This is a genomic window from Haloglycomyces albus DSM 45210 (genome assembly GCF_000527155.1).
Lineage (GTDB): Bacteria > Actinomycetota > Actinomycetes > Mycobacteriales > Micromonosporaceae > Haloglycomyces > Haloglycomyces albus.
On record NZ_AZUQ01000001.1, the window covers coordinates 1,467,337 to 1,482,499 of the forward strand.

The 15,163-nt window shown below is 61.0% G+C and carries 13 protein-coding genes; 8 read left to right on the plus strand and 5 right to left on the minus strand.

Annotation, left to right across the window (positions count from 1 at the left end):
- Positions 1-18: 18 nt before the first annotated feature.
- From sbnB to HALAL_RS0106890, 3 genes are all read right to left on the minus strand, one after another.
- Positions 19-1,002: a 2,3-diaminopropionate biosynthesis protein SbnB gene (gene sbnB, locus HALAL_RS0106880; protein WP_029767519.1), complete on the minus strand. Its 984-nt coding sequence runs from the start codon at positions 1,000-1,002 to the stop codon at positions 19-21.
- Complete coding sequence (gene sbnA / locus HALAL_RS0106885; protein WP_025273295.1) at positions 995-1,960, minus strand: 2,3-diaminopropionate biosynthesis protein SbnA; 966 nt, start codon at positions 1,958-1,960, stop codon at positions 995-997. Before sbnA ends, sbnB begins: the two co-directional genes overlap by 8 nt.
- A gap of 437 nt (positions 1,961-2,397) precedes the next feature.
- The gene (locus tag HALAL_RS0106890; protein WP_025273296.1) at positions 2,398-3,342 is read right to left on the minus strand and encodes a hypothetical protein; all 945 of its coding nucleotides are present in this window, start codon (positions 3,340-3,342) and stop codon (positions 2,398-2,400) included.
- A gap of 271 nt (positions 3,343-3,613) precedes the next feature.
- On the opposite strand from HALAL_RS0106890, the gene HALAL_RS0106895 reads away from it, so the two are divergent.
- From HALAL_RS0106895 to HALAL_RS16685, 8 genes are all read left to right on the plus strand, one after another.
- Complete coding sequence (locus tag HALAL_RS0106895) at positions 3,614-3,850, plus strand: hypothetical protein (protein ID WP_025273297.1); 237 nt, start codon at positions 3,614-3,616, stop codon at positions 3,848-3,850.
- A gap of 285 nt (positions 3,851-4,135) precedes the next feature.
- Positions 4,136-5,710: a WXG100 family type VII secretion target gene (locus HALAL_RS17470; protein WP_025273298.1), complete on the plus strand. Its 1,575-nt coding sequence runs from the start codon at positions 4,136-4,138 to the stop codon at positions 5,708-5,710.
- Between the two features lie 165 nt (positions 5,711-5,875).
- A complete protein-coding gene (locus HALAL_RS0106905; RefSeq protein WP_025273299.1) occupies positions 5,876-6,754 on the plus strand; it encodes a hypothetical protein in 879 nt (292 codons plus the stop codon).
- Between the two features lie 249 nt (positions 6,755-7,003).
- The gene (locus tag HALAL_RS17475) at positions 7,004-7,885 is read left to right on the plus strand and encodes a hypothetical protein (protein WP_025273300.1); all 882 of its coding nucleotides are present in this window, start codon (positions 7,004-7,006) and stop codon (positions 7,883-7,885) included.
- Positions 7,886-7,924: 39 nt separating this feature from the next.
- On the plus strand, positions 7,925-8,704 hold the full coding sequence (locus tag HALAL_RS0106915) for a hypothetical protein (protein WP_156937647.1): 780 nt from the start codon (positions 7,925-7,927) through the stop codon (positions 8,702-8,704).
- Positions 8,705-8,753: 49 nt separating this feature from the next.
- Positions 8,754-9,512 carry a hypothetical protein gene (locus tag HALAL_RS0106920; protein ID WP_025273302.1) on the plus strand — a complete coding sequence of 253 codons (759 nt, stop codon included), beginning with the start codon at positions 8,754-8,756 and terminating at the stop codon, positions 9,510-9,512.
- 48 nt (positions 9,513-9,560) lie between these two features.
- Positions 9,561-10,655, plus strand: a complete 1,095-nt coding sequence (locus HALAL_RS0106925; protein WP_025273303.1) for a glycine betaine ABC transporter substrate-binding protein — start codon at positions 9,561-9,563, stop codon at positions 10,653-10,655.
- 357 nt (positions 10,656-11,012) lie between these two features.
- Positions 11,013-12,113: a glycine betaine ABC transporter substrate-binding protein gene (locus HALAL_RS16685; RefSeq protein WP_025273304.1), complete on the plus strand. Its 1,101-nt coding sequence runs from the start codon at positions 11,013-11,015 to the stop codon at positions 12,111-12,113.
- A 191-nt stretch (positions 12,114-12,304) separates the two neighbouring features.
- Here the strand turns inward: HALAL_RS16685 and HALAL_RS0106935 are convergent, their stop codons facing one another.
- Both HALAL_RS0106935 and HALAL_RS0106940 read right to left on the minus strand, forming a co-directional pair.
- Positions 12,305-12,856: a hypothetical protein gene (locus tag HALAL_RS0106935; RefSeq protein WP_025273305.1), complete on the minus strand. Its 552-nt coding sequence runs from the start codon at positions 12,854-12,856 to the stop codon at positions 12,305-12,307.
- Entirely contained in the window at positions 12,853-14,856 is a 2,004-nt protein-coding gene (locus HALAL_RS0106940) for a SpoIIE family protein phosphatase (protein ID WP_025273306.1), read from the minus strand. The genes HALAL_RS0106935 and HALAL_RS0106940 overlap by 4 nt, the downstream gene beginning before the upstream one ends.
- Between the last annotated feature and the right edge of the window lie 307 nt (positions 14,857-15,163).

Below are 15,163 nucleotides of genomic sequence, written 5' to 3' on the forward strand. Positions count from 1 at the left end.
CGTGATCGCACGTCGTTGTCAGGCAAAGAATTCAGGTATCCGGATTGCGGTCGACTCCTTCAGGGCACGATCGAGCACGAAACTCCCCACGGCGATGTCCAAAACCCCGAGCCCGAACGGAGAGAAAATGATCGGGCGATCTCCGGTAACGTCGTCGCGGCCGTTGAGAATGCCGCCCAGGGTTCCGTCGATGAAATCGCGCTTGCCGGTGATCTGCTCGGCGAGATGCGGAGAGGTGTTGGCCTTGAGACAGTGGTCCACGTCGTCGACGACGTTGGCCGCCTCCAACACCGTCTCGGGAGCCAAGTCTCGTAGGGAGACGTTCAAAACGACCTGTCCGGGACGGAAACGGTGCTCTGCGGGCACATAGGGAGTGCCGGCGGTGGTAGCGAAGACGACCAGGTCGGCCTCCAACGCCGTTTCCAAGTCCACCGAACGAGTCGGCCAACCGTAGCGATCCCGCTTGTCCTTGAGGAGTCGTTCCGCCCGATCGCCGTCGAGATCGTGACACATCAGCTCCGGAATATCGACGTTGGTGGCCGCCAAGTGGTCGAGCGTGGTGGAGGCGATGACCCCCGCCCCGACGACCGCGACGCTCCTGGCGACCGGCCCGCCGAGGGTTTCGGCCGCGAGCGCCGCCGACGCTCCGGTTCGGTGAGCGCTGATGTGTGCCGATTCCAGGCAGGCGAGCGGTCGGCCGGTGTCGTAGTCGTTGAGCACCAGCACGGCCGATGCCCGGGGAATCCCATGGGCGAGATTCCCCGGGAAGCTGGAAATCCACTTCATGCCGATCCGGTCGACGTCGCCTCCGAGATAGGCGGGCAGCGCGATGACGCGGCTGTCGGGTTTATCGGGAAACCGGAGAAAGTAGCTGTCGGGATTGACCGTCGCGCCGAGGTCGTGCACGCGGTACGTCTTTCGGACGTGGGAACCCACTCCGGTGAGGTCGTTTTCCAGGGTGGTCTTACAGACGGCACCGGGTACTATGTGGAATTCAGACACTGGTCGTCTCCTTGTCGATGAGGTCGGGATGGCGGGAGAGCCATTCGTGGGAGTAGACGGTGGGCAGATATTTTTCGCCCATGTCGGGGGAAATGGAGGCGATGCGGGCTCCCGGCGGAAAACGTCTTCCGTATTTGCGTATCGCGGCGAGGACCGTTCCGGTGGATCCCCCGGCAAGCAGACCGTAGGTTCGCGCCAGCCGGTGGCATTCGGCGATCGTGTCCGCTTCGGGTATGAGTACCTTGTCGAACGATTCGGCTTCGGAGTAGATCTCGGGCTTTCGGCTCGCCCCGAGACCCGGGATGTAGCGACGCTTCGGCGGTCCTCCGAACGTCACCGAGCCTTCGGAGTCGACGGCCACGATGGTGTGGCGACGTCGGTGCGTGCGGCGGAACTCCAAGCAGCCCATCAGGGTGCCGGAGGTTCCGGTTCCGACGAAGAGCGCGTCGATCGGTCCGAGCTCGTTGTCGACGGCGTGTGCGGTGGTGGCGGTGTGGGCCCAGACGTTGGCGGGGTTGGAGTACTGGTTGAGCCACACCAGGTCCGGGTCGTCGTTGAGTGACCGGTGTATGTAGTCGATGCGTTGGTGGAGGAACCCGCCGGTGCTGTCGGGGCGTTCGATGATGGTCAACCGTGTTCCCAACGCTCGCATCGTTCGCAGGGCTGATTCCTGGACGTTGGCGTCGGTGACGATGGTGAGCGGGTAGCCTTTTGCGGCGCAGGCGGTGCTGAGAGCGATGCCTAGATTTCCCGACGAGGATTCGATGATCTTTTTCCCGGGGCCGAGACGTCCGGATTTCTCTGCGTCTTCGAGGAGCGACGCGGCCGCCTTGGCTTTGATGGAACCGGACGGATTGAGGCCTTCCAATTTGAGGAAGACCTGGCGTTGTGGAAGGAAGTCCTTGAGGTTGACGAAGATGTCGTCGGTGATGATTTCGCTGACGTCGTTGTACAGCATGCAGTCTCCTTGTGTGTGGAGCGCGTGGTGTGGAGTCGGGGTCATGGTTCCCCGGGTGCTGATGATGTCGTGCGGCTCGGTCGTGTGGAGGGCGACGGCGGACGGTCCGGGGTCGTGACAGGCACGCCTCGCATAATCCTAGATTTATATGCATGTATATGTCGAATATAACATTCGCTCCGTGATAGGGCGTTTCAAGGTCATTGTCCGGTTGCTCGGGTTCAGATCATGTGGTGGAGGTGATCATTCAGTCTTGACTCATCCCACCGGAGTATGCGGATTGTCGAGCGAAATGTACTGAGACACAACGTCAATCGAATACGACGGTACTCGGGTGGAGTGGACCGAATCAAGACCGACTCGTGAGTATATTCATCGACGTTTGTGCGGCGGCGCGGTGAACCATGGGATGGGTGGTCATGTAGAGGCAGCCGATGTTATTCGTATTCTTCGGACTTGCGGATCCCCCAGGGATCGTCGCGCAGTTCATGACGATCGATTCCGGTGTCGGCCATCGGAGCGGTGGGTTTCAGTTCGAAATCGTCATCGTCGTCGATCTCCGGTTCGGGCGTCGCTTCGGGGTCCTCGGTGTGGTCGTTGTCGTCGGCATAGGGATCGTCATCGTGATCGACGGTGCCCCAGTCTTCCGTCTCCGCTTCGGGTTCGGGCACGTACAGGTAATCCAGAATCCGTTGGAACAACTCGGCGGCGGTGTCGGGGTAATCGGTTGCCAGATGTTGCACCTGAGGATGGTCGGGCACATCGGCCACCTGGAGGGTGCCGTCGAGTATGGCCCGTCCCAACGATCGCAGCAGTGGATCGGGATCGTCGAGTAGGGAAGTGGCAAAGACGCTCTGGTCGCCGTTTCCGCTCATCCCGTAGTCGCGGTAGGCGTGCGAGCGAATCAAGTCGGCGGCCGACAGCTCTTTGCTCGGCTGCTGCGCGCCGGTTGTCGACGTCTCGACGGAGCCGTCGGGAGGATCGGCTTCTGAAGTGGAAGGAGCGAGGTCGTGTTGCCGGTCGGGGTCGAAGTCCGGGTGGCTGGATCGGGCGCGCGACAGCGCCGTGGCGTCCTCGGTCAGGTGCCGGGAAATCACGTCCAGCATCGCCTTGGTCTCGGGAAGATTCGCTTCCAGCCCTCGGAAGACGATCGATACGTACGGCTCGGCGAAGGCCAGATCCCACAGTTGAATCCGGTCGGAGGCAAGGCGGCGTCCGATTTCGGCCCAGTCGTGGTAATCGGAGTCCGCGAGATGCTGAAACAGGTATTGATGCCGTTCATCGTCGGCGATGTCGCTGGGCGTGTCGTAGTGATCGGACACGACCTGTTGGAAGTCCGCCTGTACTGATTCGGGAGTGGCGGGATGTGGTCGCTGTGGCACGGTCTTCTCCGTCGGGAACGTGATTGGGCCGGGGCGGTGTCACTTTAGGTTAACGCCGCCACCGATTCGGGGTACGGGAGTGGTGCGACTTTTGGAATTCCGCTTGATGAGAATGTGTCTCCGCTGTAAGGAATCAGTGCCATAATATTCTTGAAATACCTTGGCGCACAAGGATAAACTGATTTCAAGCAGTAGACGAACCGAGTTGTTTTCGGCCGCTACGGTACCTGGCGCGGCCGGGGTCGTCTCGGTTCACTGGCGAAAGGAAATCATGCGGAAATACACCACGAAAATCGCCACCGGTCTGATGGCCGCCGGCGTCGTGGCGGTGGGAGCCGTTGCGGCAAGCGGATTCTCGACCGCTTCCGACGAGCTCGAACCGCAGACCGACGTCGCCGCTGGCTGGAGCTGGTGGAGTGAGGACGCATCCGTGTCCAATGAGGACGGCGGTTGGAGCTGGTGGAGCGTCGAGCCCACCAGCGAAGAAGACGGCTGGAGCTGGTGGTAAAACACTGAACTCCCATTGAATAGCAGGCTGTTGATTCACCGCCGACGTGGTTGCCGGGGGTGAAGTGGCGGAGTGGCGCAGGGCCACTCCGCCTTTCGTCGTATCGGGGAGGAATCGACACCGCGAACGCTCATGGGAACGGCCTGTGACAACCGGGAGTCGGCATAGAATTACGGATCGGTTCGTTGCCGACCAGCTTGTCTTCTGTGGCGTACAACAGTCACAATCGTAGATGAGCATACCGCTCATGCCCCCAGATTCCCGATATGTGCGGAGGCCTTACTCATGAGTGACCAATCCGAGGACGAATTCGTAGGTTGGAGCAGCTCCGGGTCGACCGACGGCGATGGTCCGTCGACGGGGCGCGACGACGTTGAGATCGGCTTGAAACCGCCGGAGCACGGATACATTGAAGTGCCGCTTCCCGAACCCGTGCCACACAGCGACCTCGAGCAGTACCTGGGCATCGCGTCGTGTGAGGACGGTGCCTGCCGCAATTCCGACGTCAATCTCGCCGAGCGGCCGTGGCTGCAATTGATGTCGGCCGTTCCCAAGTCGGGTCAGGAGTTCTACCCGATGGACCCGGGGATGAAGATGCCGAGTCAAGACAGCGTCACCGCCTTCATTCGACGGCTCCGCCCGGAAGACGTCGAGGCTCATTCGGTGGAGACGGTGGCAAGCGAGTGGAAACTAGTGGCCGACGGATTGCGAGAAGTGGCCAGCGAGTTGAAGACCTCCATCTCCGACCTCGCGGAGTCGTGGTCGGGAACGGACTTTGACAACTTCGAAGACACCGCGTCCGAATTGGTCATGGGAATGCAGAGCCTTGCCTACGAAATCGCTGACGACGGCGGTCTGGTTCCACAGCTGGAGGACATTACCGAAGCGGTCGACTCGGCGCAGACCGGAGATTCTGAGGGAATGGCGTATCCGCCTGTACAGATTTCTCCGGTGGATGAAAAGCTTTTCGGCGGAACACTCCACATCCGTACCCCCTTCAGCGCGCCGTGCGAGAAAGAGGAGAGCGAGGACATGGAGGAAGCGGCCGAAATGGCCGGATTCACTCCAAACGTGGTGGGAGAGTCCAGCGATTGGGTCTACAGCCGCACCGTATTCGTGCACGACTTCTTCAACCAGCCCGATGTGGCGGAATACTACGGACGGGATCCGGGTTGGTTCAGCCCCGACGAAGCGCAGGAACAGGCGGAGGAAGAGTTCGCCTCGCGTTGGTCGGACGCCGCGGTGGAGCCGCTGATGAAATTCACCGAACGAGCCGTGAGCCTGAACGGCCGCGTGAACGAACGCTGGGATTCGGCCGACGAGGTACTCGCGAAGCTCGATGCGACCGCCACTCCGGCGGTGGACGACACCCTCTCGTCCGGATCGGTGGAAGCGGAGTCTTACTCGGGCTTGGAATCGCCCACTCCCCTGGGTGAAGGCATCGCGCCTCAGGTCGCCGACTACACCGAACCGACCGGAGTCCCCGAAGACCTCGTCGAGGACAATCCGGAGGTCTTTGAAAAAGACTGGGAAGACGGCGGTCCCGGGGGCATCGGCGGGGGTTCCACCGGAACCGGTTTGGCCGGTGGTCCCGATTCGCCCGGAGGAATCAAGACCGGTTCGGGCGGAGCCGGAATGGCCGGTGCCGGACTGGGTCCGGGCGGTCCGTCGGCGGGGTCGGCCACCGGCGCCGGAGGAGCCGCCGGTGGCGGCATGATGATGGGCGGCGGCGGTGGCGGCGGCATGATGCGCAATATGGGCGGTGAAGAGAAGGAAAGCGAAGGCGACGCTTCCAAATGGCTGGTCGAGGAAGACAACGTGTGGGGTCTTTATGACGAGGACGATGATCCTTACGCCTAACCACCGAGCGGAAAACCAGCCCGCTTGAAACGGTGACAGAACACCGTCGGTAACGCCATAATCGGTACTACACCGGCCCAGCGGCCACCGGGACGTCGTCGAACGTTCCAACCGTGGTCGCCCGGTCGGTGGTGCGAACCGTTTCCGGTGAAGTGAGAGGGCAGCATGGACATTATTGACGACCACGTTGTTGTGGTGGGGAGCGTGGCCGGTGGCGCACTTGTGATCGCCCTGTGCCTGGCGGCGTTCTCGGCCACCGCTCTCGGCAAGGTACGGGCCAGCGAGAAATGGCCGACCGCACCGGCTCCTCCGATCGGACACAATCTGGCCGTGACCGCAACCGTGGCCGGGCTGTTGACGGCCTCCTTTGCCGCCGGAGCGCTGTCCCTGGTCTTTCTGGCAACCGGTTTGGGAGACAACCTGCGAGTGCTCATCGCCCTCGGAGCGGCGATGACGGTATTGATCCTGGGTGCCGGTGGAGTCAGTGTCATTGCGTCACGCTATGAGATGCGCGCCCTAGTGGACATACCGGAGCATCGTCGTCCGGAACCGGCTCCGCTGCCGGTGTCGGGGGAACCCACCGACTTTCAACGCCCGGACCATATTTCCACCCCCACCGATGTGAGTCCCGAAGCCTACAGCCCGATTACCGGTGGAAACGCGGGTCCGTCGCCTGTACAGTCCCATGTACACGCGACTCCTCCGTCCCAGGCGTCCGAACCTCAGCAGCAGTACTTCTCCCAGCCGCAGAGCTTCCAGCCCTCCCCGGTGACCGTGAGCGGTGCCGGGAATCCCCTTGCCAATGCGCATACCACTTCGGTCCCCACCATTCCGACCGATACGCAGCCCGGATGGGTGTTCCGTGACCGGTCGACCGGCGCTTATTACGCGGCGGTGCAGCAGTCGCGCGGTGGAATCGGCCTTCTCGCACTCGCGGATTTCACCGTCGCACGGACGGCGTCCCTGGTCGGACCCCTGGATCTGATCGGCAGTGTGGAGACGAGCGTGTGGCCGATGGAGCGCGACGGTGCCATGGAGGAATAGTCGGGTTTATTCCCGTCTGTCGGGTTATAACTGGGCCCAGCGCGAGCTTTGTCACACTGACGTTCGATCAAGCGGTAGCCTGAAGTGAAATAGGAAAGTTGTCAGGCTGTTCTCGCCAAGCGCAGCTTAGGAATCGAATAATTCCGACAAGACGGGCAGCTCTCCATACGGTATGGCAGGCGACTGTCATCATGGAAAGTGCAAGAAAATCACAAACACCGGTTTGAGGAAGCAGATGAGGGCTGACCGATGACCTATCCACCACCACCCGGAAACAATCAACCACCTCAGGGGCCCGACTGGGGGCAGCCCGGAGGACAGCAACCCGGTTATGGGCCACCGCAACCGGGCTATGGTCAGCAACCCGGCTACGGACAACAGCCTCCGCCCCCCGGCGGTGGCTACGGCGGTCAGCCTCCCGGCGGTCAACCGCCGTACGGGCAGCCGCCGCAGCCGGGTATGGACCCGTACGGTCAGTATGGTCAGCCTGGGCCGCCGCAGAAGAAGTCCTCGGCGGGAATCATCATTGCCATAGTCGCGGCGTTCGCGCTTCTGGCCGGCGGCGGTATCGGTGCGTACCTCTACGTCAGCAATGACGACGACGATTCGAACGACTCCGCGTCGGACAGCGATTCCGATTCCGACTCCGATCAGGACGGGGGCGACGAGGACACCGACGACCCCGATGACGGTGGAGACGGAACCGACGGAGGCGACGACCCCGACACCGGTCCCGGAAACGACGTCGACATGTCCACGGAACTGGACGCCTTCGTCACCTCGATGATGGACGACTACTACCAGTACTCCACTCAGCTCGATCAGAAGAGCGCGGTCGAGTCGCTGCGCGACCACTCCTGCGGTGCCATGAAAGACGGGCTCGATCAGGCCATCGAATCCGGGAACTACGAGACCGAAGGTCTCGAGCAGTGGAGCGGTGAATGGGAGGTCCTGGCCGCCGATGAGCAGGCGGACACGGCCGAGGTCGACATTCGCGAGCAGACCGAAGCCGTCGTCAGCGGAACGACACGTTCCTCCGACAACCTCTCCGTCATGACGCTTGAGATGAACGGCGGGAGCTGGTGCTTGGTTGACGCGAGCTCGGAAGAGTACACCGGACAGGACCTCTAAAAGCAGGGCCGTTGACAATATTTAGATGAGGATTGAACGTTGAGCTACCCTCCCCCTGGTTACAACTCACCGCAATCTCAAGGGCCCGGTTTCGGGCAGCCCGGGGGTCCGCACGCCGTACCCCCGGGTGGTCCCCAGGCGCCTTATGGCGGTCAGCCTCCCGGCGGTCAACCGCCGCAGCCGGGTATGGACCCGTACGGTCAGTACGGACCGCCGCAGAAGAAGTCCTCGGCGGGAATCATCATTGCCATAGTCGCGGCGTTCGTGCTTCTGGCCGGCGGCGGAATCGGCGCGTACCTCTACGTCAGCGACGATGATGACGGAGAAATATCGGCGGCATCCGACGACGAATCGGATTCGGAACAGTCCAGTGAGGATGACGAATCCGGGGCCGGCGATGACTCCGGCAGTCGATCAAACGTCGCGCCGAATGTCGAGATCTCGGACGACCTGTACGACTTCGTCAGTGAGATGATGAACGAGAACTATGCCTATACCTCCCAGTTGGAGCTCAAAAAGGCACTGGAATCGATGCGTGACCATGCGTGCGGTGGTATTCGCGAAAACATTCAGGCGACCATCGACATGGAAGCGTATGGAGTCGAGGGCTTGGAAGAGTGGGGCGGTGAATGGGAAATTCAAGAGGTTGACGAAAGCTCCGACAGGGCCGAAGTCGAGATCCGTGAAGTGCACGAATTGGTCATCGACGGGGAAGACGATCGTACAGAAACGCTCATGACCGGCGTGTTCGAAGTGATCGAGGGAGATTGGTGTTGGGTGGATACGATCGATTCCACCGGCAGTGGACAGGGCCGGTAGGGCTCGGGTAAGACTGGATCAAAATCTACTCGACGATAAGGGCTGACCGATGACCTATCCACCTCCCGGTAACAATCCACCACCCCAAGGACCGGGTTACGGACACCCCGGCCAGCAGCTTCCGTACGAACAGCCGCCACAGCATCCGGGCATGTATCCCTACGGCCAATTCGTACCGGCCCGGAACAACTATGCGGCAGGCATCGCCATCGCCGTTGTCGCGGTCTTGGTGCTGGCGACCGGTGTCGGAGTCGGTGCATACTTCTACCTCGGCGACGACGATACCTCGGATGATTCAACGGCCACGTCGGAGCCCGAGGTTGAGGCGGACCGGCCCGGACCGAGCGACGATTTCTTTGGAGACGATGGTGAGGGCGGCAGCGCGGACGACTGGGCCGATGACACTCCAGGCAGCGGCAATACCGATATGTCCGCCGAGCTGGACGCTTTCGTCACCGACATGTTCGAGGTGTACTACGAGTCGTACTCGCGTCTGAACGAGGAAGAAGCGATGGAGTCGCTGATCGACCGCTCATGCGGCGGTCTAAAAGATCTTCTCATCGATAAGCGTGATAGTGAATCGTATAAGCTTGCGGGTCTGGAAGAGTGGAGCGGCGAATGGTCGCTCCTCAACGTCGACGAACGGTCCGATTCCGCTGAGATCAATGTTCGTGAGCAAGTGGAGCTCGTCGCCGACGGGAAGACTCGACAAGTAGACAACAATTCCAGTTTCAGCTATGAAGTGGTGGAAGGGGACTGGTGCTTGGTTCATTTGAGTACGAGGCCGTACGACGGGCAAGATGTGTAGAGAACCGGATTGGTTCAATCTGCCAACCCCGTAGATGAGAGATGATCGATGACCTATCCACCTCCCGGTAGCAATCCACCACCCCAGGGACCGGATTACGGACACCCCGGCCAGCATCCGCCGCAGCCGAACATGTATTCCTACGGTCCGCCCGCTCCTCCGCGTCGGAATTATGCCGCTGGAATCGTTATCGGCGTCCTTGCAGTGTTGTTGCTGTTTACAGGCATTGGCATCGGGTCGTATTTCGACCTCGGCAATGATAGTGATAGCGCGGAGATCTCTGCACCGTCGACCGAGGAATCCGCGCCCGGCTGCAGTACCAAAGAGTGCGCCGACACGGGATTCGATATTCCCGCTGGGAACGGATTCATCGATATCGCCTACCTCAGCGACTGGCAGGAAAACAACGTTATCAGCCATATGTGGAAAATGGCGCTCGAAGACGCCGGATACGATGTCCGGCTTCACGATGTCGTCAGTATCCCGGTGGTTTTTAAAGGTCTCGCCGGCGATGATTACGATCTGTTCTTCGGCGCCTGGTCCAACACCCATGTAACCTACGTGGACGGTTACAGCGACGACGTCGAAGATCTGGGTTCTTGGTATGACAGCGCCGAATTGACGCTGGCGGTACCCGAATACGTCGACGAGGTCGACAGTATTGAGGATCTAGCGGATCACGCCGATCTCTTCAATGGTGAGATCACCGGAATCGAAGACGACTCCGGCATAACCACCATCACCGATGAGGTCCTTTCCACCTACGACCTGGACGACTTCGAGCAGATAAACTCTTCGACCGACAGCATGCTGAATAGTTTGGACGCCGCCATCAGACAAGTGGATCCGATCGTGGTTCCGCTGTGGAAGCCACATTGGGCCTACGGGGCCTACGATCTCAAAGTCCTGGACGACCCCGAAGGGGCCCTCGGAGAAACAGAGAGAATTCATACCCTGGCGCGGGACTATTTCAGTGACGAGTATCCCGAAGCCGTCGAAGCGCTGCAAACCTTCTACATGAACGATCAGGAACTGTCCGAACTGGAAAGTGTCGTTTTCCAGGATGGTGCCTACGAAGACGACGTCAAAGCCGGTGTGCTGGAGTGGTTGCGGGACAACCCTTTCAATGAGCTGAAGAAGTAATCTCGGTCTGGGAACGGCCCCGTGGTGGGCGTTCGTGAGGCCAAACCTCATCGCCGACTGCCGTGCGGGAACTCCAAACGGTACGGACATCGTTTCCGGTTTGGGAGAGTGGAACGACCAGTGCTCGTCTTTCAATACTGTAGAACGGCTCGTTACGGCTGACGTCGATGTTCCTGAGCAAGTGGAGCTCGTCATTGACGGGACGACTCAGCGAATCGACGGTAGTTCCAGCTGCCTCTTTGAAGTCGTGAAAGGTAACGGATGTTTGGGGGCTTGAGTGTGACGCCGCATAACGGGCATGATGGGTAGGGAATCCGTTTGGCTGTATGGGCATTCTTCGAAGATGAGGACTGATCGATGACGTATCCCCCGCCCGGCAACAATCCTCCATACCAGGGTCCCGGACACGGTTACCCCGGCCATCCGCCTGGTCCGCCGCGAAGGAACTACGCCGCTGTCGCCGCTATTGCCGCCGTCGCGGCGCTGGTGCTGTTCACCGGCATTGGCATCGGGGCGTATTTTTACCTTGGTGACGATGACGACGGCGCCGAAATCTCCGCGCCGTCGAGCGATGAATCCGAGTCCGGCGATTTCGACGACGAAGAAGACATCGACGACGAGACCGACGGCGGTATTGACGAGTACGCCGACGCCGGCTTTAACGTTCCCGACGGGACCGGTGGCATTACGATCGGCTACCTGGCCGAATGGGACGAAAACGTCGTCGTCAGCCATATGTGGAAGATGGCTCTTGAAGATGCCGGATACGACGTTGAACTGAAACCGACCACCTTTCCAGCCGTCTTCTCAGGTCTGACGACCAACAACTTTGATCTTTATCTCAACGGCACACTGCCTCGTACCCATGGCAATGATATGGACAGGTACGGCGACGAAGTGGAAGACCTGGGCGTTTGGTACGACACTGTGGAGTTCGCTTTGGCGGTGCCCAAGTACGTCAAGGAGGTCGACAGTATTGAGGACTTGGCGGACCATGCCGATCTTTTCGATGGTGAGATCAACGGAAACGAGTACAATTCCGGTCTCGCCACCGCCACCGATGAGGTCATTTCGACCTACGATCTAGACGACTTCGAACAAGTTTACTCCTCAATGAACAAGACGCTGAAGAGTCTGAGTACTGCGATCGGTCAGGAAGAACCGATCGTGGTGTCGCTGTGGAAGCCGCACTGGGCGTATGGTGCCTACGATCTCAAAGACTTGGATGATCCCGAGGGAGCCCTCGGGGAACCTCAGAAGATCCATAACCTGGCTCGCGATGGTTTCAGTGGCGATTTCCCGGAAGTCGCCGAGGCGATCGAGAGTTTCTACATGACCGACGAGCAGTTGTCTGATGTGCTGCATCTGGTGTTCCAGGAAGAGGAGTACGAGGACGACGTCGGGAATGGCGTATTGGAGTGGTTGCGGGACAACCCGTTCCGCGAACTTACTCGATAGATCTTATGGAATTTCCTCGGTGAGGTATTGCGTCGGGTGCTGTTGCACCAAGGTCGACCTCCGGGGGTGGGTCGGTTAGACCGTTCTGGCCGTTTAGACCTGGCCACGTCGAGGTCGTTCATCCTCCGGATTGCCGTACCTCCGCACTACCGCTGATACGGCGGTGTGTGCGACGTTCCCGACGTTCGACCCTATTCCGGGCGGCATTCGGTGTTGACGCGCCCCGTCACGCTCGCCATGTCCTCTCCACTTGACTCGTGCAGATTCATTCGCACCCTGAGGTACCGATCCGTTCGGCCGCCCCAGTACGTGTCGGTGGCCTCCGATTCGGCGGCGAAACCGTCTTCCAGGGCGTCTCCGGTGTCGGTAAACGCCTGTTCGGCGTCCTCGGGATAGGCCACGAACTCCCACACCAGTTCCTCACCCGAACGCACGGGAGTGATGTCGCACGACTCGCGATGTGCCGGATACCAGTAGAGAACGTGGTTCCCCGAATCGACCGAACCGTCGATTTCGGTGTCCATACCGTCCAGGCGTTGCACCTCGGCCACATACGGGAGCAGCGAATCCTCCACCGCCTCACGGAGTTCCGCGCCGTCCTGTTCGGCCTCGTCGATACTGACCTGTTCGCGGACGGTGTCGTTGTCCGACAGAAACATGACCACGACCAGCAGGACGCCCCACGCGGCGGCGACGACTCCGATCAGGCGTTTGGTGCGCGGGGACGCTCCGGCTACGCTCATGAGCCCACCGCCGGGTTCTCTCCGTCGCAGCGGATCACCAGAATGGCGATGTCGTCGCGCGGTGCTTCGGTGGAATAGTCCTTGACCGCCTCAAGCAGGGTGGCGGCAATGTCGGCGGCCGGTCGACCCGCGACACCCTTGACGGTTGAGACAATGCCGTCGCCGCCGAACATCTCACGGTCGTGCCGCCGTTCGGTGACCCCGTCGGTGTAGAGAATGATCGCGTCTCCCGGTTCCAGGTCCACGTCCACGGGTTTGACCTTGACGTCAGGGAGTAGACCGATCGCGGTCCCCGCGGTACCGATCCACTCATAGGAACCGTCGGCGCGCAGGAGCAACGGGTGGTCGTGGCCCGACAGCGATACCGTCGCCTGCAACGTCGGTCCGTTACGTTGGGCGAACGCGCTGGCAAGAGTGGCATAGCGATTGTCGTCCTGCTTGTCCAGCAGTGTGTTGTTGAGCAGCTGCAGCGCGTGCGGTAGTGGTGAGCCGTCCTGAGCCATCACCCGCAAGACGTCCCGTACGACCCCGGTCAGCGCCGCCGCTTGCGCGCCCTTCCCGCAGACGTCGCCGATGGCGACCCACAAACGATTGTCGGCCAAGGGCATGGCGTCGTAGAAGTCTCCTCCGACTTCAGTGCCGAAGGCGGCGGCGGGCAGATACTCGGCGGCGAAGGACACCCCGTCCAGTGACGGCAGCGTACGCGGCATCAAGTCCGCTTGCAGGTCGTGGGCGATGCGGGTGCGCTCGCTCAACACCCGGGCGTTCTCCAACGCAAGGCTGGAGCGTTTGGCGAGGTCGGTGATGATCTCGCGCTCCACGGACGTATGTGGTCCGTCGAGAGTGTTTCCCACCGCGAGAACGCCGAGTGGTTTGAGCCGTGCGGTCAGGGGAATGACCGTGCCGCCGAACCCGCGTGGGGTGGGCAGCTCCAATCCGGTGAAATTCGTGCGCTGCAAGGACTCGGCGAAATCGGGAGCGGCCGCTCGCAGACGAGTCTCCAGTTCTTCGATCTGGGTTTCCTCCGCGTGGTGGGCCGTGGAGAGGGTGAGTTCTCCGGCGGCGGTCACCGAATACAGCGCCGCCCACTGCCCGAGGCGCGGCACGAACAGTTGCGGAATGAGCGCGGTGGTGAGCTTGTCGTCCAAGGAATGCGCCAACAGTTCACTGGAACCGGCGAGGAAGGTCAGCCACCCGGAACCCTGGCGCTCCTGCTCCCGTAGATTGTCGATTTCAATCGCCAGGGCGCATCGTTCCGCCGCCAGACTCACCAGTGCCGCCGTCACCGCGGTGGAGTCGATTCCGGTGAGCTGAATCGAGCCTTCGCCGGGCGGAGTCAACGGCAGGGGATGAGTCACCGCTTCGCCCGACGGACGTCCGATGGAGACGAGAGTCCGCGACTTCGGGCCGTTGAACGAGGTGACGGTGACGTCGATCGACGTCGCGCGGGTGACTTCGGCGAGTCGCTGGCACAGTTCCTCGAGCGTCTGTTCCAGGTTCAGAAACCGCTGAGTATGGGGATCTATGGTGAACAGGGCCGCCAGCTGGGCGGGGTCGAGGGTACTGACCTCCGGAGCCTGGGTGACCGGTACCTCGGGTGCCTGGGGTGCCGCGTCGGTCTCCAAGCGGAACCAAATCGACTTGCCGGCCTTGTCATGGGTGGTGCCCCATGCGGAGGCGAAACGATCCACCAACAGCAGCCCCCGGCCGCCTTCGGCGGTGATGTCGGGCAGGGTCGGATCATCGGTCGCGACGCCGCCCATGCGATAATCGGTGACCGTCACCGTGACCGCGCTTTCCTCGGCGGTCACCGCGATCCCCACATCCGTGCGTGCGTGCACGACGCCGTTGGTGGTCAACTCCGTCGTCAGCAGCAGGGCCTCGTCCAGCAGATCGAGATACCCCGTTTCGGTCAGGACTTCGCGGACGAGGGCACGGGCGGAGGCCGGAGAACGGTCGTCCGCCGGCAAATGTATACGTCGGGTGGTTTCCCTGGTCACGCTTCAAGTGTAATAGCCACGGCAACCTCCGCCGCTGAGGCGGGGGCACTGTTTGTCCCGGCCCTACGATATACAGGCACAACGGCGTCGCTGTGAGTTGTGACAAATTCGCGGTATGTTCGAAATGCATACTCCGGTGACCACCTAGACATCTCACCGTTACCAGGCTTTTCAATGAAGGGCAAAGTATGACACCCTAGGAAGTCCAGACGTGTTTCTAGGGGCATTCATATTGTGCTAACACGGGAGGGTGCGCGAACGGCCCGGTTACGAAGGATTGACAACCGGACGCGACGTTTCGCAGGCA

Bases quoted from the DNA above. Each gene is read 5' to 3' on its own strand.
- HALAL_RS17470 (WP_025273298.1), top strand. From the start codon at position 4,136: ATGAGTGACCAATCCGAGGACGAATTCGTAGGTTGGAGCAGCTCCGGG.
- sbnA (WP_025273295.1), bottom strand. From the start codon at position 1,960: ATGCTGTACAACGACGTCAGCGAAATCATCACCGACGACATCTTCGTC.
- HALAL_RS16685 (WP_025273304.1), top strand. From the start codon at position 11,013: ATGACGTATCCCCCGCCCGGCAACAATCCTCCATACCAGGGTCCCGGA.
- HALAL_RS0106895 (WP_025273297.1), top strand. From the start codon at position 3,614: ATGCGGAAATACACCACGAAAATCGCCACCGGTCTGATGGCCGCCGGC.
- HALAL_RS17475 (WP_025273300.1), top strand. From the start codon at position 7,004: ATGACCTATCCACCACCACCCGGAAACAATCAACCACCTCAGGGGCCC.
- HALAL_RS0106920 (WP_025273302.1), top strand. From the start codon at position 8,754: ATGACCTATCCACCTCCCGGTAACAATCCACCACCCCAAGGACCGGGT.
- HALAL_RS0106905 (WP_025273299.1), top strand. From the start codon at position 5,876: ATGGACATTATTGACGACCACGTTGTTGTGGTGGGGAGCGTGGCCGGT.
- HALAL_RS0106935 (WP_025273305.1), bottom strand. From the start codon at position 12,856: ATGAGCGTAGCCGGAGCGTCCCCGCGCACCAAACGCCTGATCGGAGTC.
- HALAL_RS0106925 (WP_025273303.1), top strand. From the start codon at position 9,561: ATGACCTATCCACCTCCCGGTAGCAATCCACCACCCCAGGGACCGGAT.